Raw genomic sequence first — 14654 nt, forward strand, 5'->3', positions numbered from 1 at the left:
GGCTAGCGAGGCACCCGCGCCAGCAGTGCCTCCTTCAGCCAGCGCCCCGCCTGCCCCAGCGGGCGGGCGCGATGCCACTGCAACTCCAGCGCCAGCGCGTGGCTGGCGATAAAGTCCGGCTCCAGCACCACCACTTCGCCGCGAGCCAGCGGCTGATGCAGCAGAAATTCCGGAATCGCGGACCAGCCAAGGCCCCGCTTGACCAGCTCCAGCACCCCGAGATCCCCCTCGACCCACCACACCTGAGCCGAAATGCGAAAACGCTGGCGCTCGCTCCCTTCCCGTCGGCCGGTCACCATCAGCTGGCGCGCCCCCTGCAGATCGACCTCCCGTAGCGGCTGCTTGCGGGCCAGCGGATGATCCGGTGACACCACCAGCGGCATGGTCACCTCCCCCAGCGAATGGGCAACAATCTCCCGCTGCGGATGCACCTTCTGATAGCTGATGCCAAGCTGGGCCCGGCCGGTCACCAGCATCTCGGTCACATCTTCCATCAGCGGGAAGAGCAGCTCCAGCTCCACGGTCGGGTAACGAGTGGCGAACTCCTCCAGCAGGGTGCCGAGCCAGGGGAGGTGGGAGTCATCATCGATGGCCAGAGTGAGCCGCGTCTCCACCCCGGCCGCCAGCTCCCCGGCAATGGATTGCAATCGTTCACTCTGCGCCAGCAGGATCCCCGCCTCCTGCACCATGCGGGCCCCCGCCTCCGTCAGCTGCGGATAGCGGCCGCTGCGGTCAAACAGGGTGAGCGCCAGATCGATCTCCAGATTGGCGATGGCGCTGCTCACCACCGACTGCGCCTTGCCCAGCTTGCGGGCGGCAGCGGAAAACGAGCCGGTTTCGGCGGCCGCCAGCAAGATCCTCAGTTGTTCCAGTGATGGCGTCATCTTATGGCCCTCCGGCAAGCTCTCTCATCCATCTATTTTAGCGATGGATACCAACATGAATCTATCGCTAAAGATCTATAGATTAACCAGCAATCCGTGAATAAATCTGATTGAGAGAGTGACTTATGCGTACCCGTAACGATCGCCTGCGCCATGCCATTGGCTTTGAATTTATTGGCCTGCTGATTGCCGCCCCGCTGGCCAGCTGGGTTACTGGGGTCGGGCTTAACCATATGGGCCCGCTGGCACTGTTCTTCTCGGTGCTGGCCACCGTCTGGAACTACATCTACAACATCGGGGTCGACAAGCTGCTGCTCAAATATCAGGGCCATACCCACAAAACCCTGTGGCAACGGGTGCTGCATACCTTCGGCTTTGAGGGCGGTCTGCTGATCGTCGCGCTGCCGGTCATGTCCTGGTGGCTGAGCGTCAGCCTGCTGGAGGCGCTGGTGCTGGATCTGGGCTTCGTCGTCTTCTACCTGATCTATGCCTTCGTCTACAACTGGGGCTATGACAAGGTGTTCCCCATCCCCCGCGAAGTGCCGCACGGCATGCCACAAGAGGCGCGCTAAGGCACGAATCCGTTGGATTGAAACCGAGAAATGAAGGGCAACAAGGAAAGACTACAGAAGAAACGACACGGCCCCATCATGGCAGACATGATGAGGCCGCAACAGGGATCAGCATGCTGGAGGCGCTGGTGCTGGATCTGGGCTTCGTCGTCTTCTATCTGATCTATGCCTTCGTCTACAACTGGGGCTATGACAAGGTGTTCCCCATCCCCCGCGAAGTGCCGCACGGCATGCCCCAAGAGGCGCGCTAAGGCACGAATCAGTTGGATTGAAACCGAGACGTGAAGGTCAACAAGGGAAGGCAACAGAAGAAACGAAACGACACGGCCCCACCATGGCAGACATGATGGGGCCGCAACAGGGATCAGCGCTGGCAGGCCGGCTGATTCAGAAGTAAGGATTCAGGCCTGCCCGTCGCTCAAGCCTGGGCCTTGAGCTCTTCGCCGCTCTCGTCGGCAGCGGCAGCCTCTTCAGGCTGGGCCTGAGCGGCCTGCAGCGCTTCCAGCTCGCTCTGATAATCGCTCAGGATCTGCTGGGCAACCGCCATATCTCCCTTGTGTTTGCGCTCGAACAGATGGTGCTGCACCACGCCGTTGAGATACTCCACCGTGATGGGCTGCTCCAGGGTGGCCATCAGCTCCTCTTTCTCCAGCTCGGCATTGATTTCATCGGCGGTCGTGCGCAGCAGCCCGGCCAATTGAACCAACATGCGGCGCTCACCTTCGCGCAGCAGGCTCAACATGCGGTTTCTCTGCTGCTCATTCTGTTGGGTCATACATTTCCTTACGTCAATTGGGAACAAGCTCGCTCATTCTGCCCTGTCCCCATGACAGCGTCTATCTCATGCCCCCCACAAATTTTTGGCGCTGGCTCACAAATGGCTACAGATGCTATTTGAAGCGGCTCTGGGGTATAGTAGCCGCTGATTTTCAGGCGCTTTTTTCACCTTCATCCGCAGAAAAGGATGACACGGCAAGGGCGCCTGCCCGGTTTACCCCAACGAGGTGAAGATCCGCTTTATGACCGACGCCATTGTGGTGCTCTGCACCTGCCCAGATCAAACCAGTGCCGACCTTCTCTGCGAACAGCTGCTGAACCAGCGGCTGGCCGCCTGCATTAATCAACTGCCGGGCATTACCTCCGTCTATCGTTGGCAAGGCAAAGTAGAGCGCGCCACCGAGATCCAGCTCATCATCAAATCCCGCCAGTCGCGCTTTGCCGAGCTGCAGGCATGTATTCAAGCCAATCACCCTTATGAGGTGCCCGAGCTGCTGGCCCTGCCGGTAAGTGCCGGACTACCCGCCTATCTCGACTGGCTCAATGGGGAGACCTCATGACATTCACTCGCTTGCTCTCTCCCCTGTTGCTGCTCTGTGCTCTGTTGACGACAGCGGCGGGCAGCGCCCCTGCCCACGCCAGCGGCGCCGATCTGCTCAGCTCGCTGGGCATTGAGGCCAATGCCAAACCCAAATTTTTGCAGGTCGATGAGGCCTTTCAGATCGAGAGCGAACAGCGCGGCGATCAGCTGCTGCTGACCCTCCACATCGCCGACGATTACTACCTCTATCGCCACAGCCTGCGCTTCAAGGGGAACAGTCTCACCTTCAGCGAGCCGACCCTGCCAGAAGGCACCGAGCACGAGGATGACTTCTTCGGCAAGACCCGGGTCTACTACCAGCAGGTGAGCATCGCGGTGCCGCTAAAGGAGGTAGGCGACGGCGCCACCCTGCGGGTGCGCTATCAGGGCTGTACCGACGGCCTCTGCTACCCGCCGACCGACAAGCTGATCGATGTGGCCCCGCTGGTCACGGCAACCACAGCGTCCACTGCTGATACGGCACAAAGCGTCGCACCGGTTAGCCAGCAAGATCAGCTGGCCGCAGCCCTCGGCAATCAGGGTTTCTGGCTCAGCATCGTCGCCTTCTTCGCGCTGGGGCTGGGGCTCGCCTTCACTCCCTGCGTCTTCCCCATGTACCCAATCCTGACCGGCATCATCGCCGGTGCTGGCCATCGCCTCTCTACCGGTCGCGCCTTCCTGCTCTCCTTTGTCTATGTGCAGGGGATGGCGGTCACCTACACCCTGCTGGGGCTGGTAGTGGCCTCGGCGGGCCTGAAATTCCAGGCGGCGCTGCAACACCCCTATGTGCTGATCGGCCTCTCGGTGATGTTCGTGCTGCTGGCCCTCTCCATGTTCGGGCTCTATACACTGCAACTGCCGAGCAGTTTGCAAACCCGTCTCTCCGGTCTCTCCAACCGCCAGCAGGGCGGCTCGGTAGTCGGGGTCGCCATCATGGGGATGATCTCCGGGCTGGTCTGCTCCCCCTGCACCACGGCACCGCTCTCGGGGGCGCTGATCTATGTGGCCCAGAGCGGCGATCTCTGGCTCGGCGGGGCGGCGCTCTATGCCCTCTCGCTCGGGATGGGGCTACCGCTGCTGCTGCTTGGCACCTCGGGTGGCAAGCTGCTGCCCAAAGCAGGCGCCTGGATGGATGTGATCAAGCAGCTGTTTGGTTTTGCCCTGCTGGCGGTGCCCATCCTGCTGCTGTCACGGCTCTGGAGCGATCAGATTGCCACTCTCGCCTGGCTTGGCTGGGGGCTGCTGCTGTGCGGCTATCTCTATCACCACAACCAGCACCAGCCCCACTCGGTGGCCAAAAGCGTGCGCGGCTTCGTGCTGTTGTTGGCGATGATTAGCGCCGTGGTGGTGGGCAAGGATCTGCTGCAACCGGCCAACCCTGCTGCCATCACGGCGGATGCCAATCAAACGGCGCCGCGGTTTATCCGCGTCAAGACGCTGGATGATCTCAAGGTGCAGCTTGCCGCCGCCCGCGGCAAGCCGGTGCTGCTTGACCTCTACGCCGACTGGTGCGTCGCCTGCAAGGAGTTCGAGCACAAGACCTTCAGCGACCCGACGGTGAGGGCGCGCTTTGGCCAGATGGTGCTGCTGCAGGCGGATGTCACCGCCAACGACGATGCCGATATCGAGCTGCTCAACAGCCTCAACGTGCTGGGATTGCCGACCCTCATCTTCTTCGACCGCGAGGGCAAGGAGCTGACAGGGCAGCGGGTCACCGGTTTTATGGGGCCTATCCCCTTTGCCAAACATCTCGAGATGGTAAGTGATGCACACTGAGTTGCGTCGGCTGCAGACAAGCGATGCACCTGCCTTGCAGCGGCTGTTCGAGCAGGCCCCCTCCTATCAGGCGGCGGTGAGCAATAACCCTCTCTCTGCACAGGCAGGAGAAGAGGAACTGGTCGCCTGCCCACCCGGCCTGCCTCTCTCCGACAAACATCTCATCGGCCGCTGGGAGCAGGGAGAACTCACCGCTGTCATTGATCTGCTGCGCGGCTACCCCAATCCAGACACCGCCTATCTGGGTCTGTTACTGGTGGGGGAACCCTGGCAAGGGAGTGGCCGTGGTCAGTCGCTCTATCTTCACGCCTGCACGCTGGCAAGCTCATGGGGGGCTACCCGGCTTCGCCTGTCAGTGATTGCCAGCAATGAGAGTGCTCTATCCTTCTGGCTGCGCAGAGGCTTCACCGAGTGCTATCGCCGCGAGCTGGCTGGTTATCGGGCCGAGGCCATCGTGCTGGAACGTTCACTGGAACCGTGAGCCGAGGTTTGCCGCCGCGCATTCGCGTGGCACAATCGCCCCTCTCGTTTTGCACTTGTCCGGAGTTTTGATGAAAAAGTGGTTCATCCCCCTGCTAGCCCTCTGGCTTTATGGCTGCAGTGCAGGGCCCGGTGAAGAGGATATCCGCCAGCAGGTCACCGCCAAGCTGCTGGCCGAGACAGACGCCAACCTGTTCGATATCAGCGACTTCACCATCCTCGGCAAGGAGGAGCGGATGGAGGGGGTCTATCTGGTCAAGGTGAGTTACCAGCTCCACTTCAAGCAGGGGCTCGATCAGTTGCAGGTGTTGCACGACGAGGACCTGGTCTACGACCGGGTGGGCCCCTTCCAGCAGGAGATGGGGCTGATGGAGCTCGAGCGCAAATATGGCGAGTTCGAGGCGGGCCAGGTGCTGCCACAAGAGGCCGAGGTGTGGATGATGAAGGACGAACAGGGCTGGCGGCTGGCGGAACCGGCCCAATAAAGGGCTGCCCGCCCCTTACGCACTGCAACGACTGGACTGCTGTTGCCAACCAGCTCAAACCTGGGTATCGACCCGATACCCTTTTCGCTCGGCAGGTTCGCTCGGCAACTTGCTGGCCAACCCTGACAGCACCTCCTTGAGGGTGACCCCGCTCTCTACCGCACCACTGCTCTCCAGCAGCTTGGTCAGCTGGTTCTGCAAGGGGTTCACCGCTTCACTTTCGGCCCCTTGCTCGCTCTCTTTTCCCTGTCCGCCCTGCTGATCCAGCGTCTCCAGCAGGCGCTCCAGATCCCGCTTGAGCGGGTTTTCGCTGCTGTCGGCGATGGCGAGTTTGCGCTGTTCCTGCTCTTGCCGCTGTTGTTGCTGCAACGCCAGCTGTTGCTCCTGCTGCTGTTGCAAGGAGCCCATCATGGTGTTGATGAACGCTTCCAGCGAATCCCTGATTGAAGCACTGCTCCCGCCGCCATCCGCCCCTTTCGACGACAGCCCCAGCTCATCCAGCACGGCGCCAAGATCGCGCACCATCCGGCTGTCGCTGCCTGTCGATGACGAAGGCGTTGCCCTCTCCGGTGCCTGCACAGCGGAAGAACCCTGCCGTTGCGCCAGCGGGGTGAGCCCGCCTGACGCGACCACATTTATCTCCATCTTGGCCCTCCTCTCCCCGTCCTCGGCCCTTTCTCGGCAAATATTCCGGCAATCTGACAACCCCTTGCCCCTTGGCAGATAACCGCTCTCACACCTAAAAGATAGCGCCAATCGGACGAGATTGGCGCGAATGCATCTTTTGGTCTATCGGGCGGAACGATAGTGCTAACCCGCTATAAACAAGGGCTGGCAAGGGGGCTTAGTTCAGCCATCACTGCACAGGCTGACAATAGGGGTCAGAAGATATCCTTCATCCGGTGCCACAGCATACCCAGTGCCAACAGCGGGGAGCGCAGCGCCGGGCCGCCGGGGAAGGTGATATGGGGCACGCTGGCAAAGAGATCGAAACCCCGGCTTTTGCCGCGGATCGCCTCGGCCACCAGCTTGCCCGCCATATGGGTGGCGTTGAGGCCGTGGCCCGAGTAGGCCTGGGCGTAGAGCACGTTTGGGTATTCCTTCAAGCGGCCAATCTGCGGCAGCCGGTTGGCACCGATCCCGATCATGCCCCCCCACTGAAACTCGATGGCAGTGCCAGCCAGCTCGGGGAAGACTCGCAGCAGCTTGGGCAACATAAAGGCCTTGATATCGCGGGGATCCCGGCCGGAGTAGTTGCAGGCCCCGCCAAACAGCAGACGGCCATCGGCAGAGAGGCGGTAGTAGTCGAGGGCCACGTTCTGATCGCATACCGCCATGTTTTGCGGCAGCAGGCGCTGGCGCAAGCGGCGATCGAGCACCTCGGTGGCGAGAATGTAGGAACCGGCCGGCAGCACCCGCCCTCCCAGCTCCGGATTGAGGTCATTGAGATAGGCGTTGCAGCCGATCACCAGATAATCGGCGGTGACCCGGCCGTGGGCGGTGGTCACCTCCAGCTGCTTGCCATAGTCGATATGGGTCACTCGGGAGTGTTCAAACAGAGAGACCCCGAGGCTGGCGGCGGCGCGCGCCTCGCCTAGCGCCAGATTGAGGGGATGGAGATGGCCGGAGCCCATGTCGATAAGACCGCCGATATAGCGATCCGACCCCACCACTGTATGGATATCTTCCCGCGGTACCAGCTTCAACTCGTGCTCGTACCCCAGACTCGCCAGATGGTCGAGCTCCTCTTCGAAACCAGCCTGATGGCGCTGACGGGTGGCCAGATCGCAGTAGCCCCAGGTGAGATCGCACTCGATCTTGAAACGCTCGACCCGCTCGCGTACCAGTTGCACCGCCTCCAGCCCCATCAGGTCGAGCTCGCGTACCCCTTCCTCACCAATCCAGCGGGCGAACTGGCTGGTATCGTGGCCGATACCGCGAATAAGCTGACCGCCGTTGCGCCCGGAAGCGCCCCAGCCGATACGGTTGGCCTCCAGCAAGACAACCTTGTAACCGGCATCAGCCAGATTGATGGCGGTATTGAGACCGGTAAAACCGCCGCCGATGATGCAGACGTCAGCCCTGTGCTCCCCCTCCAGCTCGGGCCACTGTTGCGAGTCGTTGCGGGTGGCCGCGTAGTAGGAGGCGACGTGCTCCTGATATCCGTTGTGCTTTCCTGCCTGCATACTCAGCATCCTGCCTTGGTTGCAAATTGTTTAATAAAATAAGCAAAGTTGTTTCGATAATACCCAGTTCCTCCTCCACTCACCAACCGGTGCGGATCACAGAAATGCAAAAGGCGCCCCGAAGGGCGCCTTTTCATGCAATCAAGGTGCTGTAACGAATTACAGTACGTCGATGGCGTTCAGGTCGGAGAATGCTTTCTCCAGACGAGCGATCATGGAAGTCTGACCTTCACGCAGCCATACGCGCGGATCGTAGTACTTCTTGTTCGGCTTGTCGGCGCCTTCCGGGTTGCCCAGCTGGCCTTGCAGGTAAGCTTCGTTCTTCTTGTAGAAGTTCAGCAGACCTTCCCAGGTTGCCCACTGGGTGTCGGTGTCGATGTTCATCTTCACTACGCCGTAGGAGATGGACTCGCGGATCTCTTCCAGAGTGGAACCTGAACCACCGTGGAATACGAAGTCCAGAGACTTGGCTGGAACGCCAAACTTCTCGGAAACGTACTTCTGGGAAGCGTCCAGGATGGACGGGGTCAGCTTGACGTTACCCGGCTTGTATACACCGTGTACGTTGCCGAAGGAGGCAGCGATGGTGAAACGCGGACTGATCTTGGACAGACGCTCGTAAGCGTAAGCAACATCTTCCGGCTGGGTGTACAGAGCGGACTGATCCATGTGGCTGTTGTCGACGCCGTCTTCTTCGCCACCGGTGCAACCCAGTTCCAGCTCCAGAGTCATGTTCATCTTGGCCATGCGGGTCAGGTACTCGCAGCAGATGTCGATGTTCTCTTCCAGAGACTCTTCGGACAGATCCAGCATGTGGGAGGAGAACAGCGGCTTGCCGGTTTCAGCAAAGTGCTTCTCGCCCGCTTCCAGCAGACCGTCGATCCACGGCAGCAGCTTCTTGGCAGCGTGGTCGGTGTGCAGGATTACCGGCACGCCGTAGGCTTCGGCAACAGCGTGAACGTGCTTGGCACCAGAGATGGCACCCAGGATGGCAGCTTTCTGACCTTCCAGCTTCAGACCCTTACCGGCGGTGAACACGGCACCACCGTTGGAGAACTGAACGATAACCGGCGCTTTAACCTTGGCGGCAGCTTCCAGTACGGCGTTCACGGAGTCGGTACCAACGCAGTTTACGGCCGGCAGAGCAAAGCCGTTCTCTTTAGCGATGGCGAACACTTTCTGAACGTCATCACCAGTGATCACGCCGGGTTTTACGAAGTCGAAAATTTTCTTAGACATGTTTAATCGTCCTGTCTCGTATGCCGTTAATAAAAAATGGGGGGTTCATCATGAACCGGCACAGCGGGCACATGATAAACGAAACGGGAGGCTTTTGCCCCCCGTTCCGGGTCAATTAGGCTTTGGCGCGCTGTTCCAGAATCGCAACAGCCGGCAGTACCTTGCCTTCTACGAACTCCAGGAAGGCGCCGCCGCCAGTGGAGATGTAGGAGACTTTGTCAGCGATGCCGAACTTGTCGATAGCAGCCAGGGTGTCGCCACCGCCAGCGATGGAGAAGGCCGGAGAAGCAGCGATGGCTTCAGCGATAACCTTGGTGCCTTCAGCAAACTGGTCGAACTCGAACACACCGACCGGACCGTTCCACAGGATGGTCTTGGCGTTCATGATGATGTCAGCCAGGGCCTTGGCAGAATCCGGGCCGATGTCGAAGATCATGTCGCCGTCGGTCACGTCAGAGACGGACTTGATGGTCGCCGGAGTGGACTCGGAGAACTCGGCACCTACAACCACGTCGGTGGTCACAGGAATGTTGGTCTCGGCAGCCAGTTTCTTGGCGGTGTCGATCAGGTCGTGCTCGCACAGGGACTTGCCGACGTTGTGACCGGCAGCAGCGATGAAGGTGTTGGCGATGCCACCACCGACAACCAGCTGGTCAGCGATCTTGGAGAGGGATTCCAGAACGGTCAGCTTGGTGGAGACCTTGGAGCCGCCAACGATGGCAACCATCGGGCGCTCGGGCTTCAGCATGGCTTTGCCCAGCGCTTCCAGTTCACCCGCCAGCAGCGGACCGGCACACGCGACCGGAGCGAACTGGGCAACACCGTAGGTGGAACCTTCGGCGCGGTGAGCAGTACCGAACGCATCCATTACAAAGACGTCACACAGGGCGGCGTATTTTTTGGCCAGCTCTTCGGTGTTCTTCTTCTCGCCTTTGTTGAAGCGGCAGTTTTCCAGCACAACCAGCTCACCGGCAGCGACTTCTACGCCATCCAGGTAATCCTTGGCCAGGCGAACCGGGCAGGACAGAGCGTCTTTCAGATAGTTGACAACCGGAGCCAGGGAGAATTCTTCGTTGTATTCACCCTCGGTCGGACGACCCAGGTGGGAGGTGATCATCAGCTTGGCGCCCTTTTCCAGAGCCAGCTTGATGGTCGGCAGAGTCGCAACGATACGTGCATCGGAGGTGACCTTGCCGTCTTTTACCGGTACGTTCAGGTCAGCACGGATCAGAACGCGTTTACCCGCCAGATCCAGGTCAGTCATCTTGATAACAGACATATTCAGTCCTCTATATTTTCCAGGTAATGTTAAAAACAGTAACCTTTCGCCCGGGGCAGGCTCAGCCTGCGGCCATCATGGCCCGGGTGGTATCCAGCATCCGGTTCGCGAAGCCCCATTCGTTATCGCACCACATCAACATCTTGACGAGGTTGGCATCGCTCACCCGGGTCTGGGTACCATCAATGATGCAGGAGTGTGCATCATGATTGAAGTCTACGGAGACCAGCGGTTCTTCCGTGTAATCCAGAATACCGTGTAATGTACCTCTGGATGCCCGTTGCAGGGCTTGATTTACGTCAGTAACTGTCACTTTTTTACGAACAGTAATACTGAGATCCATCGCTGTTACATTGATGGTCGGCACCCGCACCGCGATCGCCTCGAACTTGCCGGCGAAGTGGGGCAGGATACGCTCCAGCCCCTTTGCCAGCTTGGTGTCCACCGGAATGATGGACTGACTGGCAGCACGGGTTCGGCGCAAGTCACTGTGGTAGGCATCGATGACTTGCTGATCATGCATGGCCGAATGAATTGTCGTAATAGTACCACAATTTATCTCGAATTCTCGATGCAATGTTTCAATCACCGGCACCACGCAGTTGGTAGTACAGGAGGCGTTGGAGACGATCCGCTCCGCTCCGGTGAGGGTATGATGGTTGACCCCGTAGACCACGGTGGCATCCACATCCGCATCCGCCGGGTGGGAGAAGAGTACCTTGCCCGCCCCCGCCGCCAGATGCAGCTCGGCATCGGCCCGCGAGCCAAACACCCCGGTGCAATCGAGCACCACATCCACCCCCAGCGCCCGCCACGGCAGCTTTGACGGATCCCGCTCGGCAAACAGGGAGATGAGATCCTCCCCCACCAGCATGCTGTTGCCCGCCAGTTGCACCGGATGGTGGAAGCGACCGTGACTGGTATCGTAACGGGTCAGGTGCACCATGGCCTCGGGGGCCGCCAGCTCGTTGATGGCGACGATCTTGATGGTCTTGTCGCGCCCGCTTTCATAGAGGGCTCGCAACACGTTGCGACCGATCCGCCCGTAACCATTGATGGCAATCTTGATCATCGAGAATCCGTTTCCTTGAACCAGCAACAGGGCGGCACACCGGCCGCCCGGGAGCCCCGGCTACGACAGCAGGGCCTCCTTGAATTCACCGCGGGCCAGCAGTGCGGCCCCGAATACCCCGGCACTGTCACCAAGGGCAGGAGCAATAATGGGGGCTCTGAAGCGGGGATTAAAGAGGAAGGGCAAAATTGTCTGCCGTCCGGCGCTGTAAAGGCTCTGCACATTGCCCACCCCGCCACCGATGACAATAACATCCGGGTCGAGAATATTGACCACATTGGCCAGCGCCTGACCAAACAGCAGATGCAGCCGATCGATGGTGAGCTTGGCGATGTGATCGTGGGCGGTGGCAGCCGCGATTTGGGCAAGCGAGAGGCGGCGCTTGGCCTTGGCCTCGTACCAGGCCTCCAGCGCCGGACCGCTGATCAGGGTCTCGACGCAGCCACGCTTGCCGCAGTAGCACTCGGGGCCATCAGGGGAAAGCACATTGTGGCCCCACTCACCGGCGATGCCGTGGTGGCCGTTGAGGATCTGGCCGTTGATGACGATGCCGGAGCCGACCCCGGTGCCCATGATGATGCCGAACACCACTTTCGCATCGGGATGGTGCTGGCGCACTGCACCGAGATGGGTTTCTGCCAGCGCGAAGCAGTTGGCGTCGTTGGCGATCAGCACCGGCACGCCCAGCTTGCGCTCCAGATCCTCCTTGAACGGCTTGCCGTTGAGCTCGGTGGTGTTGCAGTTCTTCATCAGGCCGGTCTGCGGATCCCGCGCCCCCGGGGTGCCCATGCCGATGATGGCCGGGCGCTGGCCAATCTTCTCGGCGCACTCTGCCACCAGCTTGGCGATCTGGCCGATCATATGGTCATAACCGCCAGCCCGCTCGGTGGAGATGCGGTGGCGCAGCAGCACCTCGTCGCCCTCCAGCACCACGCATTCACACTTGGTACCGCCAAGATCGATACCCCAATCCAGTGACTTGCTGCTCATCTTGCCTCCTGCACGGGCGCCACGCTCTCGTGTCGCAGCGCCATTCTTTAATGTAAAACGGGGCCTTGCGGCCCCGGATTTCAAACAAACTATTCTTTTCTCGCCCCAGCCTTAGCGACCGTGGTACTGGGCGGAGAGCTCGTGTACCGCGTTGACGAACACACCGGCATGTTCCGGGTTCACATCCTGATGGATGCCGTGACCGAGGTTGAATACGTGACCATTGCCGTGACCGAAACCGGCCAGAATGGAGGCGACCTCTTCACGAATGCGAGCGGGAGTGGCGTAGAGCATGGAGGGATCCATGTTGCCCTGCAGCGCCACCTTGTCGCCGACCCGACGCTTGGCATCGGCAATGTCGGTGGTCCAGTCCAGACCCAGCGCATCGCAACCGGTGGCGGCGATCTGCTCCAGCCACTGGCCACCGTTCTTGGTGAACAGGGTGACCGGCACGCGGCGACCGTCGTGCTCGCGGATCAGGCCATCGACAATCTTGTGCATGTACTGCAGGGAGAAATCGCGGTAATCGCGCGGGGTGAGCACGCCGCCCCAGGTGTCGAACACCATGACCGCCTGTGCACCCGCCTTGATCTGGGCGTTGAGGTAGGCAATCACGCTGTCGGCCAGCTTGTCGAGCAGCAGGTGCAGGGTTTGCGGCTCTGCGTACATCATCTGCTTGATCTTGGTGAATGCCTTGGAGCTGCCCCCCTCCACCATGTAGGTGGCCAGGGTCCATGGGCTGCCGGAGAAACCGATGAGCGGCACTTCGCCCTTCAGCTCGCGGCGGATGGTGCGCACCGCGTTCATCACGTAGCCCAGCTCATCTTCCGGATCCGGAATGGGCAGCGCCTGCACATCGGCCATGGAGGTGATCGGGCGCTCGAAGCGCGGGCCTTCACCCTGCTCGAAGTAGAGACCCAGCCCCATGGCATCGGGCACGGTCAGGATGTCGGAGAAGAGGATGGCGGCATCGAGCGGGTAGCGGCGCAGCGGCTGCAGGGTGACTTCACAGGCCAGCTCGGCATTGCGGCACAGGGACATGAAATCCCCCGCCTGGGCGCGAGTCGCCTTGTATTCCGGCAGATAGCGCCCTGCCTGGCGCATCATCCATACCGGGGTCATGTCTACATCCTGACGCAGCAGGGCGCGCAGGTATCGATCGTTCTTCAGCTCTTTCATCCCAGTTCCTGAGTTCGTATCACGCATAAAATGGCGACCATAATACCACTTTGCCCACCGGAGCGGACTGCCCAAAACGTGGCAAATGGGCGCGCGGTTGCAAAGATGTGAAGGGGCGCAAACCAGAGCGCCCCGTTTTTAAAATGAAGTGCAAAAAGGTTGGCGAAAAGATAAGCGCCGTTACCCCTCGCCAGCCAGTGACAACTCGATCAGCCGCCGGGCAATGGTGCCGTGGGGTGGCAAACGCGGCAGCTGGTCGGCGGCAAAGAAAGCGGCAGCGACCAGTTCGTCATCCTGCACCTTGATTTCGCCGCTCTCGTAGTCGGCGGTAAAGCCCATCATCAGGCTGTGAGGGAAGGGCCAGGGCTGGCTCGCCACATAGCGCACATTGCGCACCCGGATGCCGCTCTCCTCGAACACCTCCCGCGCTACGCACTGCTCAAGGTTCTCTCCCGCCTCCACAAACCCGGCCAGCACGGTATACATGGGATCATCCGCCTGATAGTGACGGCGATGGGCCGCCAAGAGGATCTCCGGCCCCTTGCGCACCGCCACGATAATGCAGGGTGAAATGCGCGGATAGGCCGTGTGGCCGTGGTGGCACACCTGCTCCCACTCCCCCGCCTTCGGGGTCATGGGGGCGCCGCACTCGCCGCAGAAACGGTGGGTGCGGCGGAAGGTAACGAGCTGCCAGGCACGGCCCGCGAGACGAAAGCCCTCTTCGTCCCCCGCCACCATCAACTGGCGCAGGGGGGCCATCATAGTCGTGTCGGCCTCAGCCCCCAGATCGAGCAGATAGCAGGGTAGCCCCTGCCACTCGTCGAAACGCTCGAAATGGGCACCGGCCAGCGCTGCGGGCAGGCACGCTTTACTACCCTGTGGCACCTCTCCCTGCTGATCGAGCAGTACCAGATGATCGCCCCCCAGCACGAACCAGCGGGCTTGTTCGGTTAATGACATCAGATAAACACTCTCGTTAAAACAAAACCCTGGCTACGGCGGGCCCGCCAAGGGGCAAACGCCACGCGAATGGCTCCCATCTTACGACCAGCACGGGTCGCTGACGACCCCGCCGTGGCCGATTGTCCCATTCGTAAAAAACGGATGGTGCAAATAAAGAGGCCGCCCGAAGGCGGCCCGTTGTTATCCGGTATC

Annotated in this window: 15 protein-coding genes and 1 pseudogene; 6 read left to right on the forward strand and 10 right to left on the reverse strand. The window is 60.6% G+C overall.

Annotated elements, in window-relative coordinates:
* Positions 1–2 precede the first annotated feature (2 nt).
* Entirely contained in the window at positions 3–884 is an 882-nt protein-coding gene (locus ACTG2S_RS17935) for a LysR family transcriptional regulator (protein ID WP_076494938.1), read from the reverse strand.
* A 125-nt stretch (positions 885–1009) separates the two neighbouring features.
* Between ACTG2S_RS17935 and ACTG2S_RS17940 the strand changes: the two genes are divergently transcribed.
* Positions 1010–1456 carry a PACE efflux transporter gene (locus ACTG2S_RS17940; protein ID WP_047436069.1) on the forward strand — a complete coding sequence of 149 codons (447 nt, stop codon included), beginning with the start codon at positions 1010–1012 and terminating at the stop codon, positions 1454–1456.
* A gap of 107 nt (positions 1457–1563) precedes the next feature.
* Positions 1564–1707: pseudogene (locus ACTG2S_RS17945) on the forward strand (chlorhexidine efflux transporter); the annotation flags it as partial.
* Positions 1708–1874: 167 nt separating this feature from the next.
* Here ACTG2S_RS17945 and ACTG2S_RS17950 read toward each other — a convergent pair.
* A complete protein-coding gene (locus tag ACTG2S_RS17950) occupies positions 1875–2231 on the reverse strand; it encodes a hypothetical protein (protein WP_005362699.1) in 357 nt (118 codons plus the stop codon).
* A 244-nt stretch (positions 2232–2475) separates the two neighbouring features.
* Here ACTG2S_RS17950 and cutA point away from each other — a divergent pair, with 244 nt between their 5' ends.
* The 4 genes from cutA (at position 2476) to ACTG2S_RS17970 (ending at position 5554) form a co-directional block, all read left to right on the forward strand.
* Positions 2476–2793, forward strand: a complete 318-nt coding sequence (gene cutA, locus ACTG2S_RS17955) for a divalent-cation tolerance protein CutA (protein ID WP_058056979.1) — start codon at positions 2476–2478, stop codon at positions 2791–2793.
* A complete protein-coding gene (locus ACTG2S_RS17960; protein ID WP_274161541.1) occupies positions 2790–4589 on the forward strand; it encodes a protein-disulfide reductase DsbD in 1800 nt (599 codons plus the stop codon). The genes cutA and ACTG2S_RS17960 overlap by 4 nt, the downstream gene beginning before the upstream one ends.
* Positions 4579–5070: a GNAT family N-acetyltransferase gene (locus tag ACTG2S_RS17965; RefSeq protein ID WP_274161540.1), complete on the forward strand. Its 492-nt coding sequence runs from the start codon at positions 4579–4581 to the stop codon at positions 5068–5070. Before ACTG2S_RS17960 ends, ACTG2S_RS17965 begins: the two co-directional genes overlap by 11 nt.
* Positions 5071–5140: 70 nt before the next feature.
* Positions 5141–5554 (forward strand): hypothetical protein, encoded by a 414-nt coding sequence (locus ACTG2S_RS17970; RefSeq protein ID WP_042080037.1) that lies wholly within the window; start codon positions 5141–5143, stop codon positions 5552–5554.
* 54 nt (positions 5555–5608) lie between these two features.
* Here ACTG2S_RS17970 and ACTG2S_RS17975 read toward each other — a convergent pair whose 3' ends face one another.
* The 8 genes from ACTG2S_RS17975 to nudC form a co-directional block, all read right to left on the reverse strand.
* On the reverse strand, positions 5609–6199 hold the full coding sequence (locus tag ACTG2S_RS17975) for a hypothetical protein (protein WP_274161539.1): 591 nt from the start codon (positions 6197–6199) through the stop codon (positions 5609–5611).
* A gap of 236 nt (positions 6200–6435) precedes the next feature.
* Positions 6436–7740, reverse strand: a complete 1305-nt coding sequence (locus ACTG2S_RS17980; protein ID WP_439983046.1) for an NAD(P)/FAD-dependent oxidoreductase — start codon at positions 7738–7740, stop codon at positions 6436–6438.
* A gap of 159 nt (positions 7741–7899) precedes the next feature.
* Positions 7900–8979: a class II fructose-bisphosphate aldolase gene (gene fbaA / locus ACTG2S_RS17985; RefSeq protein WP_005340963.1), complete on the reverse strand. Its 1080-nt coding sequence runs from the start codon at positions 8977–8979 to the stop codon at positions 7900–7902.
* Positions 8980–9094: 115 nt separating this feature from the next.
* The gene (locus ACTG2S_RS17990; RefSeq protein ID WP_005335436.1) at positions 9095–10258 is read right to left on the reverse strand and encodes a phosphoglycerate kinase; all 1164 of its coding nucleotides are present in this window, start codon (positions 10256–10258) and stop codon (positions 9095–9097) included.
* A 61-nt stretch (positions 10259–10319) separates the two neighbouring features.
* On the reverse strand, positions 10320–11330 hold the full coding sequence (gene epd / locus ACTG2S_RS17995) for an erythrose-4-phosphate dehydrogenase (RefSeq protein WP_005335438.1): 1011 nt from the start codon (positions 11328–11330) through the stop codon (positions 10320–10322).
* Between the two features lie 60 nt (positions 11331–11390).
* On the reverse strand, positions 11391–12320 hold the full coding sequence (locus ACTG2S_RS18000) for an ROK family protein (RefSeq protein ID WP_274161537.1): 930 nt from the start codon (positions 12318–12320) through the stop codon (positions 11391–11393).
* 111 nt (positions 12321–12431) lie between these two features.
* Entirely contained in the window at positions 12432–13499 is a 1068-nt protein-coding gene (gene hemE / locus ACTG2S_RS18005) for a uroporphyrinogen decarboxylase (RefSeq protein ID WP_005335440.1), read from the reverse strand.
* 180 nt (positions 13500–13679) lie between these two features.
* On the reverse strand, positions 13680–14459 hold the full coding sequence (gene nudC / locus ACTG2S_RS18010; RefSeq protein WP_274161536.1) for an NAD(+) diphosphatase: 780 nt from the start codon (positions 14457–14459) through the stop codon (positions 13680–13682).
* Positions 14460–14654 lie beyond the last annotated feature (195 nt).

The sequence above is a fragment of the Aeromonas sp. 82P genome (assembly GCF_051919365.1).
Classification (GTDB): Bacteria; Pseudomonadota; Gammaproteobacteria; order Enterobacterales; family Aeromonadaceae; genus Aeromonas; species Aeromonas veronii.